The sequence below is a fragment of the Paracoccus sp. SJTW-4 genome (assembly GCF_047716885.1).
Classification (GTDB): Bacteria; Pseudomonadota; Alphaproteobacteria; order Rhodobacterales; family Rhodobacteraceae; genus Paracoccus; species Paracoccus solventivorans.
In genome coordinates, this window is the sequence record NZ_CP136681.1 from 334428 (window position 1) to 354698 (window position 20271).

The 20271-nt window shown below is 70.0% G+C and carries 18 protein-coding genes; 10 read left to right on the plus strand and 8 right to left on the minus strand.

Going from position 1 to position 20271, the window contains the following annotated elements:
- Positions 1–26 precede the first annotated feature (26 nt).
- The 6 genes from RSP45_RS01670 to RSP45_RS01695 all read left to right on the plus strand — a co-directional run bounded on the left by RSP45_RS01670 (position 27) and on the right by RSP45_RS01695 (position 6052).
- Positions 27–818 (plus strand): class I SAM-dependent methyltransferase, encoded by a 792-nt coding sequence (locus tag RSP45_RS01670; RefSeq protein ID WP_415392972.1) that lies wholly within the window; start codon positions 27–29, stop codon positions 816–818.
- A 352-nt stretch (positions 819–1170) separates the two neighbouring features.
- A complete protein-coding gene (locus RSP45_RS01675) occupies positions 1171–1731 on the plus strand; it encodes a F0F1 ATP synthase subunit delta (RefSeq protein WP_073066136.1) in 561 nt (186 codons plus the stop codon).
- Complete coding sequence (gene atpA / locus RSP45_RS01680; RefSeq protein ID WP_073065681.1) at positions 1731–3266, plus strand: F0F1 ATP synthase subunit alpha; 1536 nt, start codon at positions 1731–1733, stop codon at positions 3264–3266. Before RSP45_RS01675 ends, atpA begins: the two co-directional genes overlap by 1 nt.
- 12 nt (positions 3267–3278) lie before the next feature.
- Entirely contained in the window at positions 3279–4151 is an 873-nt protein-coding gene (locus RSP45_RS01685; protein ID WP_415392973.1) for a F0F1 ATP synthase subunit gamma, read from the plus strand.
- Positions 4152–4171: 20 nt separating this feature from the next.
- A complete protein-coding gene (gene atpD, locus RSP45_RS01690; protein ID WP_073065687.1) occupies positions 4172–5593 on the plus strand; it encodes a F0F1 ATP synthase subunit beta in 1422 nt (473 codons plus the stop codon).
- Between the two features lie 9 nt (positions 5594–5602).
- A complete protein-coding gene (locus RSP45_RS01695) occupies positions 5603–6052 on the plus strand; it encodes a F0F1 ATP synthase subunit epsilon (protein ID WP_073065691.1) in 450 nt (149 codons plus the stop codon).
- Between the two features lie 278 nt (positions 6053–6330).
- Here the strand turns inward: RSP45_RS01695 and RSP45_RS01700 are convergent, their stop codons facing one another.
- Together RSP45_RS01700 and RSP45_RS01705 are read right to left on the minus strand one after the other, a co-directional pair.
- The gene (locus RSP45_RS01700; RefSeq protein WP_415392974.1) at positions 6331–7116 is read right to left on the minus strand and encodes an alpha/beta fold hydrolase; all 786 of its coding nucleotides are present in this window, start codon (positions 7114–7116) and stop codon (positions 6331–6333) included.
- Complete coding sequence (locus RSP45_RS01705) at positions 7113–7712, minus strand: 2-hydroxychromene-2-carboxylate isomerase (protein WP_415392975.1); 600 nt, start codon at positions 7710–7712, stop codon at positions 7113–7115. Before RSP45_RS01705 ends, RSP45_RS01700 begins: the two co-directional genes overlap by 4 nt.
- Positions 7713–7822: 110 nt before the next feature.
- On the opposite strand from RSP45_RS01705, the gene RSP45_RS01710 reads away from it, so the two are divergent.
- The gene (locus tag RSP45_RS01710) at positions 7823–8842 is read left to right on the plus strand and encodes a ribose-phosphate pyrophosphokinase (protein WP_415392976.1); all 1020 of its coding nucleotides are present in this window, start codon (positions 7823–7825) and stop codon (positions 8840–8842) included.
- Between the two features lie 257 nt (positions 8843–9099).
- On the opposite strand, the gene purD is transcribed toward RSP45_RS01710, so the two are convergent.
- Entirely contained in the window at positions 9100–10359 is a 1260-nt protein-coding gene (gene purD, locus RSP45_RS01715; protein WP_415392977.1) for a phosphoribosylamine--glycine ligase, read from the minus strand.
- A 514-nt stretch (positions 10360–10873) separates the two neighbouring features.
- Between purD and RSP45_RS01720 the strand changes: the two genes are divergently transcribed.
- Together RSP45_RS01720 and lpxK are read left to right on the plus strand one after the other, a co-directional pair.
- Positions 10874–12067, plus strand: a complete 1194-nt coding sequence (locus tag RSP45_RS01720) for a 3-deoxy-D-manno-octulosonic acid transferase (protein ID WP_415392978.1) — start codon at positions 10874–10876, stop codon at positions 12065–12067.
- Positions 12067–13056 carry a tetraacyldisaccharide 4'-kinase gene (gene lpxK / locus RSP45_RS01725; RefSeq protein ID WP_415392979.1) on the plus strand — a complete coding sequence of 330 codons (990 nt, stop codon included), beginning with the start codon at positions 12067–12069 and terminating at the stop codon, positions 13054–13056. The genes RSP45_RS01720 and lpxK overlap by 1 nt, the downstream gene beginning before the upstream one ends.
- Positions 13057–13096: 40 nt before the next feature.
- Here the strand turns inward: lpxK and RSP45_RS01730 are convergent, their stop codons facing one another.
- Positions 13097–13762: a DsbA family protein gene (locus tag RSP45_RS01730; protein WP_415392980.1), complete on the minus strand. Its 666-nt coding sequence runs from the start codon at positions 13760–13762 to the stop codon at positions 13097–13099.
- A 38-nt stretch (positions 13763–13800) separates the two neighbouring features.
- Entirely contained in the window at positions 13801–14382 is a 582-nt protein-coding gene (locus RSP45_RS01735) for a DUF721 domain-containing protein (protein ID WP_415392981.1), read from the minus strand.
- 64 nt (positions 14383–14446) lie between these two features.
- On the opposite strand from RSP45_RS01735, the gene RSP45_RS01740 reads away from it, so the two are divergent.
- Complete coding sequence (locus RSP45_RS01740) at positions 14447–15505, plus strand: A/G-specific adenine glycosylase (RefSeq protein WP_415392982.1); 1059 nt, start codon at positions 14447–14449, stop codon at positions 15503–15505.
- Here the strand turns inward: RSP45_RS01740 and argF are convergent, their stop codons facing one another.
- The 3 genes from argF to RSP45_RS01755 form a co-directional block, all read right to left on the minus strand.
- The gene (argF, locus tag RSP45_RS01745; protein WP_415392983.1) at positions 15506–16432 is read right to left on the minus strand and encodes an ornithine carbamoyltransferase; all 927 of its coding nucleotides are present in this window, start codon (positions 16430–16432) and stop codon (positions 15506–15508) included.
- 255 nt (positions 16433–16687) lie between these two features.
- Positions 16688–17608: an arginase gene (rocF, locus tag RSP45_RS01750; protein ID WP_415392984.1), complete on the minus strand. Its 921-nt coding sequence runs from the start codon at positions 17606–17608 to the stop codon at positions 16688–16690.
- 119 nt (positions 17609–17727) lie between these two features.
- A complete protein-coding gene (locus RSP45_RS01755; protein WP_415392985.1) occupies positions 17728–19797 on the minus strand; it encodes a TonB-dependent receptor domain-containing protein in 2070 nt (689 codons plus the stop codon).
- Between the last annotated feature and the right edge of the window lie 474 nt (positions 19798–20271).

A 20271-nucleotide genomic window follows, 5' to 3' on the forward strand; every position in this document is an offset into this window, starting at 1 on the left:
CCGCGGCCCCGGTCCCTGTTGTCGCCATGCACCACGATGTCGCCGCGCTGCGCAGTTTCTATTACGACCGGCCGCTGGGCCGGGTGGTGCAGCGTATCCTGCGCGAACGGCTGACGGCGCTGTGGCCGCCTTCGCGGGCCACGGGCATGACGGTGGCGGGCTACGGGTTCGCGGCGCCGCTGCTGCGGCCCTATCTGGCACGCTCGCGGCGGGTGATGGCGTTGATGCCGGGGCAGCAGGGGGTGATGGCCTGGCCCGCCGGGCTGCCCAACCACAGCGTGCTGGCGGACGAGGACGCCTGGCCGCTGGAGACCGGCAGCGTCGACCGGCTGCTGGTGCTGCACGCGCTGGAGACCGCCGACCACGCCGCCGGGCTGCTGACGGAATGCGCGCGGGTGCTGGGGCCGGGGGGGCGGATGGTGGTGATGGTCCCGAACCGCGCCGGGCTGTGGGCGCAGACTGACACCACGCCGTTCGGCATCGGGCGCAGCTATACCCGCGGCCAGCTGGAAGCCCAGGCCCGCGCCGCCGGCTTCGTGCCGGAAACCGCGGGGGCGGCGGTCTATATCCCGCCCTCGGACCGGCGCTTCTGGCTCAAGACCGCGCAGCTGTGGGAACGCACCGGCACGCGCATCGCCTCGGTGCTGATCGCGGGGGTGGTGGTGGCCGAGTTCTCCAAGCAGGCCCCGGCGCCGGTGGGGCCGGCGCAGCGGGTGGTCATCCCCAGCCCGCTCGAGCTGCTGGACGGGATCCGCCGCCCGCGCCCCTCGGCCGAGCCGAGCCGCTCGGGCGGCCCCAGCCTGCGCCGCGACGACTGAACCGGCCAACCCCGCCGCGGGAAACGATTCGGCGCCGCCGGGGGCCGGGGCAGGGCGCAAGGACGGGGCGATGCCGTGGCGGCAGGCTGCCCGCCGGGGCCTTGCGGGCGGACTGTTAGCGCTGCACCCTTGGAGGTTGCGCGGCTGCCGGGCCGGATATGCGCGTTTCCGGCCACGATGCTGCTGAATCCAACCTTCGCATGGTTGCGCGGTCCCGTGATCTGCTGTTAGAGACGCCGCATCTTGAGGGGTGCGCCGTCCACAGGCCGCCCTGCCGTTGTCAGCACCTCGCGACCGGCCGCCGCCACTGGCAGCCCGCCCGCGGGGCTACGCGCAAACCAAAGGGGTGTCCGTGGCCAATACCGCTTCGATTTCCGCAAATATCGCCGGGCGTTATGCGCAGGCCGTGTTCGACCTGGTGAAGGAACAGGGCGGGCTGGACCAGCTTGCCGCGCAACTGGACGACCTGCGCACGGCCCTGTCGGGCAGCGCCGATCTGCGCACGCTGATCACCTCGCCGCTGTATTCGCGCGAGCAGCAGGAAACCGCGATCGCCGCCATTGCCGCCAAAATGGGGCTGTCGGCGACGCTGTCGAACACCCTGCGGCTGATGGCGCAGAACCGCCGCCTGTTCACCCTGCCGCAGCTGGTCGCCCGGCTGGGCGAGCTGATCGCCGAGGCGCGCGGCGAGGTCACCGCCGAGGTGGTCAGCGCCGCCGCGCTGTCGGCCGAGCAGCAGAAGCGGCTGACCGAGACGCTTGCCGCCAAATCCGGCAAGACCGTGAAACTGAACACCAGCGTCGATGAAAGCCTCATCGGCGGAATGATCGTCAAGCTGGGCTCGCAGATGATCGACAGCTCGATCCGCTCGAAGCTCGCTTCTCTCCAGAATGCCATGAAAGAGGTCGGATAATGGGAATCCAGGCTGCCGAGATTTCGGCGATCCTCAAGGATCAGATCAAGAATTTCGGTCAGGACGCCGAAGTGGCCGAGATCGGCCAGGTGCTGTCGGTCGGTGACGGGATCGCGCGCGTCCATGGTCTGGACAAGGTGCAGGCCGGCGAGATGGTCGAGTTCCCCGGCGGCATCCGCGGCATGGTGCTGAACCTGGAAACCGACAACGTGGGCATCGTGATCTTCGGCGACGACCGCTCGATCAAGGAAGGCGACACCGTCAAGCGCACCCGTTCGATCGTGGACGTGCCGGTGGGCCCGGCGCTGCTGGGCCGCGTCGTGGACGCCCTGGGCAACCCCATCGACGGCAAGGGCCCGATCGAGGCGACCGAGCGCCGCGTGGCCGACGTCAAGGCCCCCGGCATCATGCCGCGCAAGTCGGTGCACGAGCCGATGGCGACCGGGCTCAAGTCCGTCGACGCGATGATCCCGATCGGCCGCGGCCAGCGCGAGCTGATCATCGGCGACCGCCAGACCGGCAAGACCGCCATCGCGATGGACACCATCCTCAACCAGAAGAACTACAACGGCCGCGAAGCCGACGGGATGAAGACGCTGCACTGCTTCTACGTCGCCATCGGCCAGAAGCGTTCGACCGTGGCCCAGCTGGTCAAGAAGCTGGAAGAAACCGGCGCCATGGCCTATACCACCATCATCGCCGCGACGGCATCCGAGCCGGCGCCGATGCAGTACCTGGCCCCCTATGCCGCCACCGCGATGGCCGAATACTATCGCGACAACGGCATGGATGCGCTGATCATCTATGACGACCTGTCGAAACAGGCCGTGGCCTACCGCCAGATGTCGCTGCTGCTGCGCCGCCCGCCGGGGCGCGAGGCCTATCCGGGCGACGTGTTCTACCTGCACAGCCGCCTGCTCGAGCGTTCGGCCAAGCTGAACGAGGACAACGGCGCCGGCTCGCTGACCGCGCTGCCGATCATCGAGACCCAGGCGGGCGACGTGTCGGCCTATATCCCGACCAACGTGATCTCGATCACCGACGGCCAGATCTTCCTGGAAACCGACCTGTTCTTCCAGGGCATCCGCCCGGCCGTGAACACCGGTCTGTCGGTCAGCCGGGTGGGTTCGGCCGCGCAGACCAACGCGATGAAATCGGTCGCCGGCCCGGTCAAGCTGGAACTGGCGCAATACCGCGAGATGGCGGCCTTCGCGCAGTTCGGCTCGGACCTCGACGCCGCCACGCAGAAGCTGCTGAACCGCGGCGCCCGCCTGACCGAGCTGATGAAGCAGCCGCAGTATTCGCCGCTGACCAACGCGGAAATCGTGGCGGTGATCTATGCCGGCACCCACGGCTATCTGGACAACCTGCCGCTGGCCGAGGCCGGCAAGTGGGAACAGGGGCTGCTGGCCTATCTGCGCAACCAGCACGCCGATGTCCTGGACTGGCTGACCCGCGAGGACCCGAAGATCAAGGGCGAGGCCGAGGACCGGCTGAAGAAGGTTCTGGACGCCTACGCCAAGACCTACGCCTGAGAGGAGGGATAGATGCCCAGCCTCAAGGATCTCAAGAACCGGATCGGAAGCGTCAAGAACACGCGGAAGATCACCAAGGCGATGCAGATGGTCGCCGCCGCCAAATTGCGCCGCGCGCAAGAGGCGGCGGAGGCCGCGCGCCCCTATGCCGAACGCATGGCCGTGGTGATGGCGGGGCTGACCGCCGCCACCGCCGGGTCGGAAAGCGCGCCGCGGCTGCTGGCCGGCACCGGCGCCGACCAGCGCCACCTGCTGGTGGTGCTGACCTCGGAACGCGGGCTTGCCGGCGGGTTCAACAGCTCGATCGTCAAGCTGGCCCGGAGCCATGCCGAGGCGCTGCTGGCCCAGGGCAAGGAGGTGGCGATCGTCACCGTCGGCAAGAAGGCCCGCGAACAGCTGCGCCGCGACATGGGCAAGCGCTTCGTCCATCATGTCGACATGTCCGAGGTCAAGCGCGTGGGCTATGAAAACGCCCGCGAGATCGCGCAAGATATCCTCGACCGCTTCGACGCGGGCGATTTCGACGTGGCAACGCTGTTCTACAGCCGCTTCGAATCGGTGATCAGCCAGGTGCCGACCGCACGCCAGATCATCCCGGCCGTGATCGAGGGCGAGGCGACCGAGGTGTCGTCGCTCTACGACTATGAACCCGGCGAAGAGGCGATCCTGTCCGAGCTGCTGCCGCGCTCGATCACCACCCAGGTGTTCGCGGCGCTGCTGGAAAACGCCGCCTCGGAACAGGGTGCGCGGATGACCGCCATGGACAACGCCACCCGCAACGCGGGCGACATGATCGACAGGCTGACGACGGTCTACAACCGCTCGCGTCAGGCCGCGATCACCAAGGAACTCATTGAAATCATTTCGGGCGCCGAGGCGCTCTGACCGTAACGCAGGGGTAGATAATGGCAGCTACTGGCAAGATTACTCAGGTCATCGGCGCCGTCGTCGACGTGCAGTTCGACGACCATCTGCCGGCGATCCTGAACGCGCTGGAAACCGAGAACAACGGCAAGAAACTGGTGCTGGAAGTGGCCCAGCACCTGGGCGAGAACACCGTCCGCGCCATCGCCATGGACGCGACCGAAGGTCTGGTCCGCGGCGCCGCCGTCACCGACTTGGGCGGGCCGATCTCGGTCCCGGTGGGCGAGGCGACGCTGGGCCGCATCCTCAACGTCGTGGGCGAGCCGGTGGACGACCGCGGCCCGGTCGAGGCGACGGAAACCCGCGCCATCCACCAGCCCGCGCCCGAGTTCGCGCAGCAGGCCACCAGCTCGGAAATCCTGGTCACCGGCATCAAGGTCATCGACCTGCTGGCCCCCTATTCCAAGGGCGGCAAGATCGGGCTGTTCGGCGGCGCCGGCGTCGGCAAGACCGTTCTGATCATGGAGCTGATCAACAACATCGCCAAGGTGCACTCGGGCTATTCCGTGTTCGCCGGTGTGGGTGAGCGGACCCGCGAGGGCAACGACCTGTACCACGAGATGGTGGAATCGGGCGTCATCAAGCCGGACAACCTGGCGGAATCGCAGGTGGCGCTGGTCTATGGCCAGATGAACGAGCCCCCCGGGGCGCGGATGCGGGTGGCGCTGACCGGGCTGACGCTGGCGGAACAGTTCCGCGACGCCACCGGCACCGACGTGCTGTTCTTCGTCGACAACATCTTCCGCTTTACCCAGGCGGGTTCCGAGGTGTCGGCGCTGCTGGGCCGCATCCCCTCTGCCGTGGGCTACCAGCCGACGCTGGCCACCGACATGGGCGCGATGCAGGAACGCATCACCTCGACCAAATCGGGCTCGATCACCTCGATCCAGGCCGTCTATGTTCCGGCCGACGACCTTACCGACCCGGCGCCGGCGACGACCTTTGCCCACCTCGACGCCACCACCGTGCTGTCGCGCGCGATCTCGGAACTGGGCATCTACCCGGCCGTGGACCCGCTCGATTCCAACAGCCGGATCCTCGACCCGGCCGTGGTCGGCGAAGAGCACTATCAGGTGGCCCGCGACGTCCAGGGGATCCTGCAGAAATACAAGTCGCTGCAGGACATCATCGCCATTCTCGGTATGGACGAGCTGTCGGAAGAGGACAAGCTGACCGTGGCCCGCGCCCGCAAGATCCAGCGCTTCCTGTCGCAGCCGTTCGACGTGGCCAAGGTCTTCACCGGCTCGGACGGGGTGCAGGTGCCGCTGGAGGACACGATCGCCTCGTTCAAGGCGGTGGTGGCCGGCGAATACGACCACCTGCCGGAAGCGGCCTTCTACATGGTCGGCGGCATCGAGGAAGTGAAAGCCAAGGCGCAGCGCCTCGCCGCTGACGCGGCATAAGGGGGCGACATGGCCGACACGATGCAGTTCGACCTCGTCTCGCCGGAACGGAGCCTCGTCTCCGTCCCGGTGCGCGAGGTGCGCCTGCCGGGCACCGACGGCGACATGACCGCCATGCCCGGCCATGCCGCGACCATCGTCACGCTGCGGCCGGGTCTGGTCACGGTGGTGGACGCGCAGGGCAATGCGACCGAATTCGCGGTGACCGGCGGCTTTGCCGAGATCAACGGCGAATCCGTCAGCCTGCTGGCCGAGCGCGGGCACCCGCGCGCCGAGATCACGCAGGAGGTCTATAACGAGATGATGCGCGAGGCCCGCCGCGCGCACCAGACCGCCGAGACCCGCCGCGAATCGCTGGGCGACGAGGTCGTCGCCGCCGCCGCCAAGCTGCTTGGCGACATGGAGGCGCTTGGCACCCATATCGGGCTGGACCCCAACCAGGCGACGTTTCCCGACTGATCCTCTGTCAGCGGATCGGGTGATCTGACGAACCAACCCCTCCCGGCCGGACGCCGGGAGGGGTTTTTTCGTTTCCGCGCCAGTGCTTGCGATAACCGCAGTCCGCGGGGCGGGAGGTGCCCTGTTGCCAAGCGTGGACACATGGATCGCCCCGGTGGAAGGCCGGCTGGCGAACGGCGGCGCCGGGCACGAGGGGACGTCGTGCTGGAATGAAACTCCCTGCCCTCGGCCCGGCTGCCAGCCGGGCGGCCCCCTATGCCCCGCTCAGCCAGCCCGCGTCACGACCGGTCAAGGTTCACCGCGATCAGCCCGGCAACCTGTTCGGGGTGGGTCATCGGCAGCATATGCCCGGCGCCCGGCACGCTGGCGCGGCCGACGTCGGCCAGCCGCGCCGCCAGGGTCTCGGCGATCTCGGCGATCACCGGCGGGCTGTCGGCGCCTGCGATCAGCATCACCGGCGCAAGGGTGCCCTCGAGCCCGCCCGGGCGCAGGATGTGGTGGCAGTCGCCCGACATCGCCGGGCCGGTTTCCAGGATCAGCGGCATCTGCGCGACGGCGGCCTGCCGGGTGGCAGGGGGCAGGGCGTCGAAGCCGCCGGGGCCGCCCCACATATCCATGAACAGCCGCGTCGCCTGTTCCATCCGCCCCTCGGCCGCCAGTTCGGCCAGCTGCCCGTCCAGCGCGTGGCCGCTGTCCGAGGCCGCGAACAGCACCGGCTCGATCAGCGTCAGCGAGCGCACCAGCGCGGGCGTATCCACCGCCATGCGCAGCGCCACGGTGGCGCCGATGGAATGGCCGATCAGGTCCAGCGGCCCGTCGCCGGCGATGTCGCGGATCAGCCCCCGCGCGATGCGGGTGACGGTGCTGTGGTAATCCTCGCCCGCCTCGGGGCGCCACTTCGCGCTGCGTCCGTGCGAGGGCAGGTCGAATCCGTGCAGCGCCACCCGTCCCCCCAGCCGCGCCGCCACCGGGTCGAAGGCGCGGCTGCTGCCCATCATGCAATGGATCGCCAGTGCCGGGCGCGCGGGATCGCCCGGCCAGTGCCGCAGATGCACGGGGCTCACAGCGTGCCGAGATGGCGGTCGAGGAACTCCAGCCGGTCCTGTCCCCAGAACCGCTGGTCGCTGTCGAGCACGTGGTAGAAGGGCACGCCGAACACCCCGGCCTCGACCGCGCGTTCCAGGTTGCGCCCATAGGTCTCGGCGCCGACGAACAGCCCGCGATCGGCAAGTGCGGGGTCGAAGCCGGTGGCCGCCAGCACCTCGCGGATCACCGCATCCTCGGCGATGTCGCGCCCGTCCACGAACCGCGCCGCCAGCAGCCCGCGCACCAGCGCGCCCACATCGCCGCCGGGCTGCGCCTCGGCCTGCGCGGCGATGATCGCATAGGAGGCCGGCGCCGGGTTGGTGACCGTCACGTCCATGCGCAGGGGCATCCCCAGATGCTCGGCCCAGCGGGGCAGCTCCTGCGCGCGATAGGCCAGCCGCGCGGGGTGGCGCGATTCCGGGCGGGTGCCGCCGGTGCGGTCGAACAGCGCCATGATGTCGAGCGGGCGATAGGTGACGCTTGCCCCGTGCGCCTGCGCAATCCGTTCCAGCCGGTCGCCGGCCAGATACGCCCAGGGGCTGATGGGGCTGAGGTAATAGTCGATCGCGGCCATGGCCAGTTTCCCCTTTCGCCGGTTTGCCCGGACGCTATCGCGGTGGTAAGCGGGGCGCAATCCGGCGAGTCGCCGGGTGCTTCACCCCCAGAAAGCCGCCGAGGATGCCGATGCCCGCCATGACCGAACCCAAGCTGATCGCCGGGAACGCCAATCGCCCGCTGGCCACCGCCATCGCGCGGCGGATGTCGATGCACCGCGGCATGAACGTCGGGCTGGTGGATGCGCGGGTCGAGCGGTTCAACGACCAGGAAATCTTCGTCGAGGTCTATGACAACGTCCGCGGCGAGGACATGTACATCATCCAGCCGACCTCGAACCCGGCCAACGACAACCTGATGGAGCTGCTGATCATGACCGACGCGCTGCGGCGCAGCTCGGCCAATCGCATCACCGCGGTGATCCCCTATTTCGGCTATGCGCGGCAGGACCGCCGGGCCAAGGCGCGCACGCCGATCTCGGCCAAGCTGGTGGCCAACCTGCTGACGCAGGCCGGCGTGGACCGGGTGCTGACGCTGGACCTGCACGCCACCCAGATCCAGGGGTTCTTCGACATCCCGGTGGACAACCTCTATGCGGCGCCGATCTTTTCGCTGGACATCATGCACAACTTCAAGGGCCGCATGGACGAGCTGATGATCGTGTCCCCGGACGTGGGCGGCGTGGCGCGGGCGCGCGAGATCGCGGCAAGGATCGACGCGCCGATGGCGATCGTGGACAAGCGCCGCGAAAAGGCCGGCGAAATTGCCGAGATGACCGTGATCGGCGATGTTGCCGGCAAGACCTGCATCATCGTCGACGACATCTGCGACACCGCCGGAACGCTGGTCAAGGCCGCGCAATTGCTGGCCGACCACGGCGCGACCGAGGTCCATGCCTATATCACCCACGGGGTGCTGTCCGGCCCCGCGGTCGAGCGGATCGAGAAATCGGTGATGAAATCGCTGGTCGTCACCGATTCGATCAGCCAGCCCGAGCCGGTCAAGAACGCCCGCAACATCCGCATCGTCCCCACCGCGCCGCTGTTCGCGCAGGCGATCATGTCGACCTGGAACGGCACCTCGGTGTCGTCGCTGTTCGAGCTGGAGACGCTGCTGCCGATCTACGAGGGGATGTATTCGGCGGCCTGAGCGCGCGGGTTTCGGCGCCGCAACGGGGGCCTCGTGCCCCCCGCGGGCCACTGCCGTGGCCTTCCTCGCTGAAAATGGACCGTTTCCCGGGCGCTCGGAAGCCCGCGGGATATTCATGGCAAGATGAAAGAGCGGGCGCGGCGGGCACGCAATTTATAGCGGGTTGATAAATGGTGCGTGGGGACCACGCACCCTACGGTTCTTCAAGCTGTAGGGTGCGTGGTCCCCACGCACCTGTCTGTCATGCACCTGTCCGTTCAGAGCGCGCGCCAGCCGATGTCGCGGCGGTAGAAGCCGCCGGGCCAGTCCACCGCGTCGGCCAGCGCATAGGCGGCGTCGCGGGCCTCGGCCAAGGTGGCGCCGCGGCCGGTGGCGTTCAGCACCCGCCCGCCGGTGGCGACCAGCTGCCCGTCGCGCAGGGCGGTGCCGGCGTGGAAGATCATCCGCGACGAGCTTTCGGTCAGCTCGGGCAGGCGGATCGCCGTGCCCTTTTCGTAATCGCCCGGATAGCCGTTGGCGGCCAACACCACGGTCAGGGCGTGATCCTCGGCCCAGTTGGCGGTCACGCTGTCCAGCCGCCCTTCGGCGCAGGCCTGGATCAGGTCCAGCGCCTGCGCGCCCAGCCGCATCATCAGCACCTGCGCCTCGGGGTCGCCGAAGCGGGCGTTGTATTCGACCAGCCGCGCCCGGCCGTCCGCGATCATCAGCCCGGCATAGAGCACGCCTTGGAACGGCGTGCCGCGGCGGGCCATCTCGGCGACGGTGGGCGCGACGATCTCGGCCATCACCTGCGCCTGGATCGCCGCGGTCAGCACCGGGGCGGGGGAATAGGCGCCCATGCCGCCGGTGTTGGGGCCGCTGTCGCCTTCGCCGACGCGCTTGTGGTCCTGGGCGGTGCCGATGGGCAGGCAGTTGGTGCCGTCGACCAGCACGAAGAAACTGGCCTCTTCGCCGGCCATGAACTCCTCGATCACCACCTCGGCGCCCGCCTCGCCAAAGGCGCCGCCAAAGGCCGCATCGACGGCGGCGACGGCCTCGGCCTCGGTCATGGCGACGGTGACGCCCTTGCCGGCGGCGAGCCCGTCGGCCTTGACCACGATCGGCGCGCCGACCCGGGCGATATGGTCGCGCGCGGCGGCGGCGTCGGTAAAGCGGGCCCAGGCGGCGGTGGGGGCGCCGCAGGCGTCGCAGATTTCCTTGGTGAAGCTTTTCGACGCCTCGAGCTGCGCCGCCGCCGCCGAGGGGCCAAAGGCCAGGATCCCGGCCGCGCGCAGCGCATCGGCGACGCCGGCGGCCAGCGGCGCCTCGGGGCCGATCACCACCAGGTCGATGGCGTTCTCCTCGCAAAAACCCACCACCGCCGCGCCGTCGGTGATCGCCAGCTCGGCGCAGCGGGCGATCCCGGCGATCCCGGCGTTGCCGGGGGCCACGATCAGCCGGTCGCATTTCGGGTTCTGCCGTATCGCCCAGGCCAGCGCGTGTTCGCGCCCGCCGCCGCCGAGGATCAGGATGTTCATGCGCGCCCCCTTGTCGATGTCGCGCCTGCTCTAGGCCGCGCCAGGCGCGCCTTCAACCCGTCCTTCTTCCTTGCGGACCTATCCCGGGGGCCGGGGCAGAGCCCCGGTCCGGCGATGCCCCCCACGAACCTCCCTGCGGCAGACCTGCCGGGGTCGCGCCGTCCCGCGGCCGCGGGCTTGCAGGCGAAGGGCTCCGGCATGACACCCGGAACCCTTCGCCGCCGCGTGTCCCCGGCAACCCCACGCCCACCACACGCGATGCGAAATCGGTTCCGGCCGCTCTCGCCATGCTGCGATTCATGCCCGAGGTCCCGGCGCCGCCGCAACCGCGGGACCCGCGGCATTCGATACAAATGCCTCGTATCCCAAACCGCTGCACGCCGCGGCCCTTGGTTCCCCGGCCGCGGCAGGCTATCCCGGGGCGACACCAGCCGGGCCGCTCTCATGCCATTCCGCCTTTCACGCTGTTCCCGCCATCAGGGCGCGCCGCCGTCCCCGTCCTGCGGAATGCACCATGCCCGGCTTCGGTGAACTCGCCCAATGGTTGCAGAAACGGGTGCCGCGCAGCGATGTGGCCGCGGCCGAGCCGGTGATTCCGCCCGGCGACGGGCCGCTGGTGCTGCTGTGCGGGCTCGAGACCGGCGCGGTCGCCACTGCGCTGCGCCGCCTGTGCCCGCCGCTGCGGGTCGGCGCCCTGGGGCAGGTCGCGGTCGAGCGGGGGGCGCGCGCCGTGCCCATGGTGCTGCCAGAGCCGCCCGGCGACCCGCAGGCCGCGCGGCGGCTGCTGGAGCTGACCTCGCCCGGGGCGGTGCTGCTGAGCAACGACGCGCTGCCGGCGGCGCTGGTCGCGGCCTGCGAAGAGGCCGCGGTGCCGGTGACGCTGGTTACCGACGCCAGCGGCCTGGCCGCGGCGGCGGCGCGGCGGGTCTGGCGCGGCGGCAGGCGCGGGCCGCTGGCGCGGCTCAGCCGGGTGCTGGTCCCCGACGCGCCTGCGCGCGAGGCGGCGCTGCGCGAAGGCATCGCGCCGCTGCGGGTGGAGATCATCGGCACCGCGCTGCCGATCCTGCCGCCGCTGCCCTGCAACCCGCGCGAGCTGGCGGCGCTGCGCCCGCATTTGCGCGACCGCCCGGTGTGGCTGGCGGCGGCGCTGCCGCTGCGCGAGCTGACCGCGGTGATGGCCGCCCACGAAGGGCTGCTGTCGGCCCGGCACCGCGCGCTGCTGATCATCGCCCCCGCCCGTGCTGGCGACGCCGACGCCATCGCCGCGGCGCTGGCCGAGCGCGGCCTGAGCGTCGCCCGCATCGAGGATGCCGACCCCGGCCCCGAGGTGCAGGTGCTGCTGGCCGAGGACAGCTCGGAACTGGGGCTGTGGTATCGGCTGGCGGCGGTCACCTATGCCGGCGGCACGCTGATCCGCGGCGCCGACCCCGCGCCTCGCCACCCGTTCGAGCCCGCGGGGCTGGGCACCGCCATCGTCCACGGCCCGGTCATGGGCGAGCACGCCGCGCATTGGCAGGCGCTGGACCGCGCCGGCGGCGCCCGCCAGATCCACGGCCCGCTGGCGCTGCCGCGGGTGATCGAGGAACTGGCCGAGCCCGACACCGCCGCCCGCCTGGCCCGCGCCGCCTGGGAGGTCGCGACCGAGGGCGCCGAAATCACCCGCCGCATCGCCGAAGCCGTGCTGTCGGACCTGCAGGAGAGCTGCTGATGCCCCTCGCCCTCACCGCCCCCGGTTTCTGGAACCGCCCACCCGGGCTGGCCGCCCGCGCCCTGCAACCGCTGGGTGCGCTTTATGCTGCCGCGACCGCGCGGCGGCTGGCGCGGGGCGGCCGCGCCAGGGTGGGGGTGCCGGTGATCTGCGTCGGCAATCTCGACGCCGGCGGCACCGGCAAGACCCCGACGGTGATCGCGCTGATCGAGCGTCTTGCGGCCCGCGGCATCGCCGCGCATGTGGTCAGCCGCGGCCATGGCGGCACCGAGACCGGCCCGACGCTGGTGGACGAACGCAGCCATTCCGCCGCGCAGGTGGGGGACGAGCCGCTGCTGCTGTCGGCCTTCGCGCCGGTGGTGGTGGCGCGCGACCGGGTGGCCGGCGCGCTTGCCGCGGTGGCGGCGGGGGCGGGGGCGATCCTGCTGGACGACGGGTTCCAGGACCCGGCGCTGGCGCATGACCTGGCGCTGGTGGTGGCGGATGCGGCGCGCGGCTGGGGCAACGGGCTGTGCATCCCGGCCGGGCCGTTGCGCGAGCCGGTGGCCCGGGGGCTGGCCCGCGCCGACATGGTGCTGACCATCGGCGCCCCTGATGCGCAGGCGGCGTTTTCTGCCCGCTGGCCGGCGCTGCCGGTGCCGCGGCTGACCGGCGAGCTGCAACCGCTGCAGACCGGGATGGACTGGCAGGGGCTGCGGGCGCTGGCCTTCGCCGGGATCGGCCATCCGCAGAAGTTCTTTGCCACGCTGCGGGCTCTGGGCGCGCAGGTGGTGCGGGCGGAGGCGCTGGCCGACCACCAGCCGTTTTCCCGCCAGATGCTGACGCGGCTGGAAACCGAGGCGCGGCTGCTGGGGGCGCAGCTGGTCACCACCGAAAAGGACGCAGCAAGGCTGCCGCGCAGTTTCCGCCCCAAGGTGTTGACCCTGCCGGTGCGTCTGCGGCTGGAGGATCCCGCGCCGCTGGACGCCGCGCTGGACCGGCTGTTCTGACGCAAAGGGCCGCCCCTGCGGGCGGCCCATCCGGTGCGGTTTACTGCGCCGCGGCCAGTTTCTCGTCCAGCTTGGCCTTGAGCTGCTCCCACGGCAGGTTGGACACCTTCTCGCCGTCGATGATGAAGGTGGGCGTGCCCTCGATCTGGTCGGCGACCGCGTTCTGCTGGAAGGTCGCGACCAGGCTTTGCACCTTGGCCTCGTCCTGCCAGCAGGCGTCCATCTGCTCGGCCGAATAGCCGGCCTTGGCGCCGATCTTGCGCAGGTTGGCGGCCAGCTCTTCGCCGTTCTTGGCCGACAGCCATTCGCGCTGGCTTTCGAACAGCATCCCGGCGACCGGGTAGAACCTGGACTCGTCGCCGCAGCGGGCGAGGATCCCGGCCCACAGCCCCACGTCGTCGAAATACACGTCGCGCTGCGCAAAGCGGATCTTGCCGGTGTCGATGTATTCCGCCTTGAGCTTGGGGAACACCTCGGTGCTGAAATCGGCGCAATGCGAACAGGTGAAGCTGGCGTATTCGATGAAATCGACCGGCGCGTCCGCGGCCCCCAGCCACAGGTCGGGCAGGATCTGCGGGGCGGCGGCCTCGGCGGTGGCGGCCGGGGCCGGCTCGGGGGCGGCGGTCTGCGCCGTGGCGGGCAGGTGGAACGCGGTGGCAAGCGCCGCAAGGGCTGCGGCCGGGGCGAGGCGGCGGATCAGGGTCATGTCTGGCCTTTCGTTGGGTTTTTCGGGAATGCCGCCCGTCAGCGCCGGGCCGCCCGCGCCGCACGGGCAAGGGCCAGCCGCCGCATCGAGTCGGCAAGTTTCGGGTCGTCGAACCGCGCCGCGACCGCCTCGGCCGCGGCTGCAGCCTCGGGCGGCAGGGGGGCGGCACAGGGGGCAGGGGGGCGGTGCAGGAACTCGGCCTGCCCCTCGGCGAACCCCTGCGCGGCGGTCTGGGTGATGGTGACGCGGGCGATGGCGTTGAAGCCGTAGACCGCGTTCACCCGCTCGCGGATGCGCGGCAGCTCCATCTGCACCAGGGGCGCGTGGGCGCCGTCGGTCAGGATGGTCAGGGTGGCGCCCAGCCCCTGGGTGCGGCTGTGGCTGACCTTGACCGGGCGGGTGTGGGCGGCGGTCTGCGCGCCGACGATTTCCGGCCAGTCGGTCAGCAGCCGCGCCACCGCAAAGCCGCGCGATTCGGCGCTGCGGCGCAGCTGCGGCGCGATCAGCGTCGCCGCCGGCTCGAACCCGCGCATCCTGCGGCGCGGCGGCGCATCCTCGGCCGCCGCGGGCTTGCGCCTGCGGCTCTTGGGCGGCGAGGGGGGCGTGGGCGTGTCGGTCATCGGCCTTGCAGTTCGTGATCGGCTTACTCTGGACCGGACGCGCCGGGGATGCCAGACCGGCGCGATGAACAACCGGGCAAACTTGCGTGAAACCGCGCGTGATGGACAGCCGGGCGGGCCGGATTCCGCCGTTGTCGCGCCGCGCCTGCTGGGCTGGTACGACCGCCACGCCCGCGTGCTGCCGTGGCGCGCGCCGCCGGGGACCGCACCGATGGACCCCTATCGCGTCTGGCTGTCCGAGGTGATGCTGCAACAGACCACCGTCGCCGCGGTGCGCGCATATTTCGAGCGGTTCACCACGCTCTGGCCCGATGTGCAGGCGCTGGCCGCGGCCGAGGATACGCAGGTGATGGGGGAATGGGCGGGGCTGGGCTACTATGCCCGCGCCCGCAACCTGCTGGCCTGCGCGCGGCAGGTGGCGGCGATGGGCGGGTTTCCTGACACACGGCAGGCGCTGGCGCAGCTGCCGGGGATCGGCCCCTATACCTCGGCCGCGATCGCCGCCATCGCCTTTGACCGCGCCGAAACCGTGGTCGACGGCAACGTGGAACGGGTGGTGGCGCGGCTGTTCGCGGTCGAGACCCCGATGCCCGCGGCCAAGCCGCAGCTGGTGGCGCTGGCCGCGACCCTGACCCCCGGCCGCCGCCCCGGCGATTTCGCGCAGGCGATGATGGACCTTGGCGCTACCATCTGCACCCCGCGCAACCCCGCCTGCGCGCTCTGCCCGCTGAACGACCTGTGCCAAGCCCGCGCGCTCGGCCTTGCCGCCGAGTTGCCGCGCAAATCCCCGAAACCGCCGCGGCCGCTGCGCCTCGGCACCGCCTGGCTGGTGTTGGACCGCGATCATGTGCTGGTGGAACGCCGTCCCGCCAAAGGGCTGCTGGGCGGCACACTGGCCTTCCCCTCGACCGGCTGGGACGGATCAGAGCACCCCGCCCCCGCCGCCGGCCCGTGGCAGGAGCTGGGCGAGGTCCGCCACATCTTCACCCATTTCGAGCTGCATCTGACCGTGCTTGCCGGCCCGCCGCAGGGGGTCAGCCGCGGGCTGCTGCTGCCGCGGCGGGATTTCGACCCGGCAACGCTGCCGGGTCTGATGCGCAAGGTCTGGGCGCTGGCGCGCTGATCAGACCCCCAGACACCAGCGCATCACCGCCTTTTGCGCGTGCAGGCGGTTCTCGGCCTCGTCCCAGACCACGGAATGCGGGCCGTCCATCACCTCGGATGTCACCTCGTCCTCGCGATGCGCGGGCAGACAGTGCATGAACAGCGCATCCGGCTTGGCCCGCGCCATCAGCGCCGCATTGACCTGATAGGCGCGCAGCTGGTTGTGGCGGCGTTCCTTGGCCGATTGCGGGTCGTGCATCGACACCCAGGTGTCGGTGACCACCAGATCGGCGCCCTCGACCGCCTTTGCCGGGTCACGCTCGACCAGCGCCTGCACACCCTGCGCGCGGGCGAACTCCAGCCATTCGGCCTCGGGGTCCAGCGGCTTCGGCCCGGTAAAGGTGAAGTCGAAGCCGAACTGCCCGGCCGCCTGGATCAGGCTGGCGCAGACGTTGTTGCCGTCGCCCGACCACACCACCTTGCGCCCGCCGATGGGGCCGCGGTGCTCCTCATAGGTCAGCACGTCGGCCATGATCTGGCAGGGGTGAGTGCGGTTGGTCAGCCCGTTGATCACCGGCACGCTGGCGTATTCCGCCATCTCCTGCAGGGTCGCTTCCTCGAAGGTGCGGATCATGATCATGTCGACATAGCGCGACAGCACCCTTGCGGTGTCGGCGATGGTCTCGCCATGGCCCAGCTGCATTTCCTGGCCCGACAGCACCATGGTCTGCCCGCCCATCTGCCGCACGCCCAGGTCGAAGCTGACCCGGGTCCGGGTCGAGGGTTTTTCGAAGATCAGCGCCACCATGCGGTTCGCCAACGGCTGTTCCGCGTCCGGGGTGCCGCGCGGGCAGCCGTTGCGCGCCTCTTTCATCGCGCGCGCATTGTCGATGATCGCGCGCAGCTCGTCACGCGGCGTGGTGTGAATGTCTAGAAAACTCGGCATCTTTCAACGTCCTGTCTGTTCCGGTATCTGGCGGCGCCGGATGCCGTCGTCGGCGTCTGGCGCGCGCGGGCGCCGGAACGGAACGGAACTTCGGGGCGGTCGGCAGAGGCTTGCACATGATCGCGGCACTTCACCGCCAGCGCCGGGCGGGGTCAAGCCCCCAACCGCCGCAATTTCACGGGTTTCTTCATCACGAAAATATCCCGCGGGGGAGCCCGAAGGGCGGGGGGCGCGCAGCCCCCCTTGTCCCGCCCCCTATCCCGCCCGGGTCGGCCGGTCGAAGACCTTGCGCCCCATCAGGCTGCCGACCAGATCGACCATCATCCGCGCCGTGCGTCCGCGTTCGTCCAGGAACGGGTTCAGCTCGACCAGGTCCAGCGAACACATCAGCCCGCTTTCGTGGATCAGCTCACAGACCAGATGCGCCTCGCGGAAGGTCGCGCCGCCGGGCACGGTGGTCCCCACCGCCGGCGCCACCGAAGGGTCGAGGAAATCCACGTCCAGGCTGACATGCAGCATCCCCCCCGCGGCCTGCACCCGGTCAAGGAACTCGCGCATCGGGGCGGCGAAGCCCCGTTCGTCCAGCACCCGCATGTCGTTGACGGTGATGTCCGAGCGTTCCAGCGCCGCATGTTCCGCCGGATCGACGCTGCGGATGCCGAACAGGCAGATGTTTGCCTCGGGCACCGGGGCGGGAAAGGGCGGAAACGGCTCGAACCCCGGGCGCCCGGCCAGATAGGCCAGGGGCGTGCCGTGCAGATTGCCGCTTTCGGTCGAGCTGAGGCTGTGGATGTCGGAATGCGCGTCCAGCCACAGCACGAAAAGCGGCCGCCCCACGGCCGCCGCATGGGCCGCGACCCCGTGGATGCTGCCGAGCGACAGCGAGTGATCGCCGCCCAGAAAGATCGGCAGCCCCTCCGCCATCGCGCGCCCCGAGGCGTCGGCCAGCGCCCGGGTCCAGGCCAGCGTCTCGGGCAGGGAATGCACGGTCGGGTTCGGGCAGCTTTCCCGACCCAAAGGACCCGGCACCACGTCGCCCCGGTCCTCGACCGTATGGCCAAGCGCCGCCAGAACCTCGGCGATCCGCGCCACGCGATAGGCCGCCGGCCCCATCAGACAGCCGGGCCGCTGCTGGCCGCTGTCCACCGGCGCGCCGATCAGGATGCAATGGGTCATCTGTTCCCCCGCTCAGGACCTGCCGCATCATGCGATGCAAGGCGCCGGGGTTCCACCCCGCTGCAACGGGAAAGGGCCGCCAGTCGGCGGCCCTTCGGAATATTGCGCAGGGTGACGAATCAGAACCGGGTGGTGACGCCCAGGGTGAACACGCGCCCGTCCTCGCGATAGTCGACGTCGGATTCGGGCTGATCGTCGAACAGGTTGTCGATGCCGAAGTTCAGCGTCGCGCTGTCGGTCAGGTCATAGGCGGCCGCGACATTGACCAGGAAATAGGCCTTGCTGTTCTGGCCTGCGGGCACGGATGCCTGCTCGCCCTCGCCGACCACCAGCCCGTCCGCGACCACATAGCCGGCCTGCTTGCCGACATAGGTCACGTCGCCCGACAGCTTCAGCCGGTCGTTGGTCTGCCAGTCGAGCCCGGTGGTGACGTTCCATTTCGGCGTCGTCGCCATCGGATAGGCAGTGTCGAAGTCGCCATACTTGAACTCGGACTTGGCGATATAGGTGCCCGAGGTCACCCAGGTCAGGTCGTCGCTCAGCTGATAGTCCAGCCCGAACTCGACGCCGGCGGTCTTGCCATAATCGAAGTTGTCGCGCACGAAGATCGGGTTGCCGTTTTCGGCCACCTCGTCCGTGCGGCGGGCGCTGATCATGTTCTCGACATCGTTGTAGAAGGCGGTGACCTCCCAGCTGGTGCGCTCGCCCTGGTAGTTCAGCCCGATCTCGAAGTTGTCCGAGGTTTCCGGCTGAAGATCGGGGTTGCCGATGATCGTGCAGGGGCCGCGATAGGGTTTGCAGCCGTTGCCGCGAGAGCCCATCTGGTAATTCGGGTTCAGGTTGCGCAGGTCCGGCGCCACGAAGGCCTGCGAATAGCCGGCCTTCAGCATCAGCCCGTTGCCGAAATCGTAGTTGGCATAGATCCGCGGCGTGACATGGGTGCCGAAACGTTCGTGATGGTCCACGCGCAGGCCGCTGGTCAGGCTCAGCGCCTCGGTCGCCTGATAGCGGCCTTCGGCGTAGATTGCGGCGGTATCGACCGAACCCTCGATCAGCGCGTCGGCGGTGGTCTGAGGGTCGCTCAGCTTTTCATGCGCCACCAGCCCGCCAAGCGTATAGTCCAGCGTCCGGCCGCCGATGCTGGTCTGCGAGGTATAGCGGCTTTCCAGCGTCAGCGTGTCGTATTCGATCGGGTCGTTCCACCCCGAGGTGGTGGTGTTCCAGCTCTGGTTCTCGGAGGTCTCGTAGCGAAGATAGCTGCTCACCGAGCCGGTGCCGAGCGTCCAGTCGTGGTTCAGCGCGATGCTGTTCTTGGTGACCTCGTTGGAATCGGGGCCGCCGAGATCGTCAAGATAGTTGTCGACCGAGGTCTGCGCCTCGAGCCCCCATTCCTGCCCGTCCAGCGGCGTCCAGCTGAGCCTTGCGCCCAGCGCCTTGGTGCGGATGCCGTTGGTCGAGAAAAGCGGCGCGGGCGGGGTGGCGGTCGAATAGGCGTAGGGTTCGTCCGGCGCCTCGGTTTCCGCGATCTTGCCCCAGGCCGACATGCTGAGGTTCTCACCCAGCGGCCCCGACACATAGGCCGAGATCGAGCGGTTGTCGGCGGTGGTGCTTTCGTCGGCAAAGCCGAACTCGGTGGTCAGCGAGCCCGACCAGACCTCGGTGTTCTTCTTGGTGATGATGTTGATGACGCCGCCCATCGCGTCCGAGCCGTACAGTGTCGACATCGGGCCGCGCACGACCTCGATCCGCTCGATCGCGTCCAGCGGCACGTTCTGGAGATCGCCCTGATAGTGGCGGGCAAAGGTGTTGCGGCTGCTGATCCGCTTGCCGTCGACCAGCGTCAGCGTCCGGCTGGACGACAGCCCGCGGAACGAGACCTGCGAGTTGCCGTCGTTGCTGCGGGTCAGGTTCAGCCCGGGCACCCGGCGCAGCACGTCGTTGAGGCTGCGCCCGCCGCTGGCGAGGATCTCGCTTTGGTCGATGACGGTAATGGAGGCGGGCGCGTCCTGCACCGAGGTGGCGATGGACGACGCCGAGGTGACATAGATCGGATCCAGCACGATCTGGTCAGGCGTTTCCTGCGCCAGCACCAGCGCCGGCGAGGACAGGGCGGTCAGCGACAGCAGCGCCGCGCGCAGGCGGCTGCGGCTGCCGCAGGGCAGGGACGGAAGGACAGGAGGGGACGGCATCAGGACCTCGAAACTGAAAGCGGAAGGTTGCCTGGGCCGGGAGCGCGGAGGGAAACGCCGTTACCTGGGTGCCAGGCCCGGTTCCCCCAAGCGGTCCCCGGGGTCAAGCGTGCCCGGGGACCCGGTGGCGGGGCTGTGGCCGGAATGTTACAGGCGGCGAGGTTTTGGGATGGCGCGCAAAGGGTCGCAGTGGGGGCGGGTCTGGGCTTTGCCCCGGGGGCCGCGGGGCAGGGCCGGTCTCCGCTTGGGCTTCGGCAGCTGGGGGACGGTGGCCGGGACTGCGGGGGGCGTCTGGTGTCCGCACCCGCGGCAAGGGCCCCGGCCCGGGGCGATGCGGATGCAGGGCGCGTCAACTCCGTTGCTGGCTGCGCCGACGGCTTCTCGGCAAGCCGACGGCCCGGACGGCGGCCGGAGCCGGAGACGGTCTGCCCGGCAGCCGTTGCCGCGGCCTCCCTCGCTGAAAGCAGTCGCCCG

What these genes read in the sequence shown, in the direction of transcription:
- RSP45_RS01670 (WP_415392972.1), top strand. Translation starts at nt 27, where the DNA reads ATGCACCACGATGTCGCCGCGCTGCGCAGTTTCTATTACGACCGGCCG.
- RSP45_RS01740 (WP_415392982.1), top strand. Translation starts at nt 14,447, where the DNA reads ATGAACAACCGGGCAAACTTGCGTGAAACCGCGCGTGATGGACAGCCG.
- RSP45_RS01735 (WP_415392981.1), bottom strand. Translation starts at nt 14,382, where the DNA reads ATGACCGACACGCCCACGCCCCCCTCGCCGCCCAAGAGCCGCAGGCGC.
- atpD (WP_073065687.1), top strand. Translation starts at nt 4,172, where the DNA reads ATGGCAGCTACTGGCAAGATTACTCAGGTCATCGGCGCCGTCGTCGAC.
- RSP45_RS01685 (WP_415392973.1), top strand. Translation starts at nt 3,279, where the DNA reads ATGCCCAGCCTCAAGGATCTCAAGAACCGGATCGGAAGCGTCAAGAAC.
- RSP45_RS01720 (WP_415392978.1), top strand. Translation starts at nt 10,874, where the DNA reads ATGCCCGGCTTCGGTGAACTCGCCCAATGGTTGCAGAAACGGGTGCCG.
- rocF (WP_415392984.1), bottom strand. Translation starts at nt 17,608, where the DNA reads ATGACCCATTGCATCCTGATCGGCGCGCCGGTGGACAGCGGCCAGCAG.
- purD (WP_415392977.1), bottom strand. Translation starts at nt 10,359, where the DNA reads ATGAACATCCTGATCCTCGGCGGCGGCGGGCGCGAACACGCGCTGGCC.
- lpxK (WP_415392979.1), top strand. Translation starts at nt 12,067, where the DNA reads ATGCCCCTCGCCCTCACCGCCCCCGGTTTCTGGAACCGCCCACCCGGG.
- RSP45_RS01705 (WP_415392975.1), bottom strand. Translation starts at nt 7,712, where the DNA reads ATGGCCGCGATCGACTATTACCTCAGCCCCATCAGCCCCTGGGCGTAT.
- RSP45_RS01755 (WP_415392985.1), bottom strand. Translation starts at nt 19,797, where the DNA reads ATGCCGTCCCCTCCTGTCCTTCCGTCCCTGCCCTGCGGCAGCCGCAGC.
- atpA (WP_073065681.1), top strand. Translation starts at nt 1,731, where the DNA reads ATGGGAATCCAGGCTGCCGAGATTTCGGCGATCCTCAAGGATCAGATC.
- argF (WP_415392983.1), bottom strand. Translation starts at nt 16,432, where the DNA reads ATGCCGAGTTTTCTAGACATTCACACCACGCCGCGTGACGAGCTGCGC.
- RSP45_RS01710 (WP_415392976.1), top strand. Translation starts at nt 7,823, where the DNA reads ATGCCCGCCATGACCGAACCCAAGCTGATCGCCGGGAACGCCAATCGC.
- RSP45_RS01695 (WP_073065691.1), top strand. Translation starts at nt 5,603, where the DNA reads ATGGCCGACACGATGCAGTTCGACCTCGTCTCGCCGGAACGGAGCCTC.
- RSP45_RS01730 (WP_415392980.1), bottom strand. Translation starts at nt 13,762, where the DNA reads ATGACCCTGATCCGCCGCCTCGCCCCGGCCGCAGCCCTTGCGGCGCTT.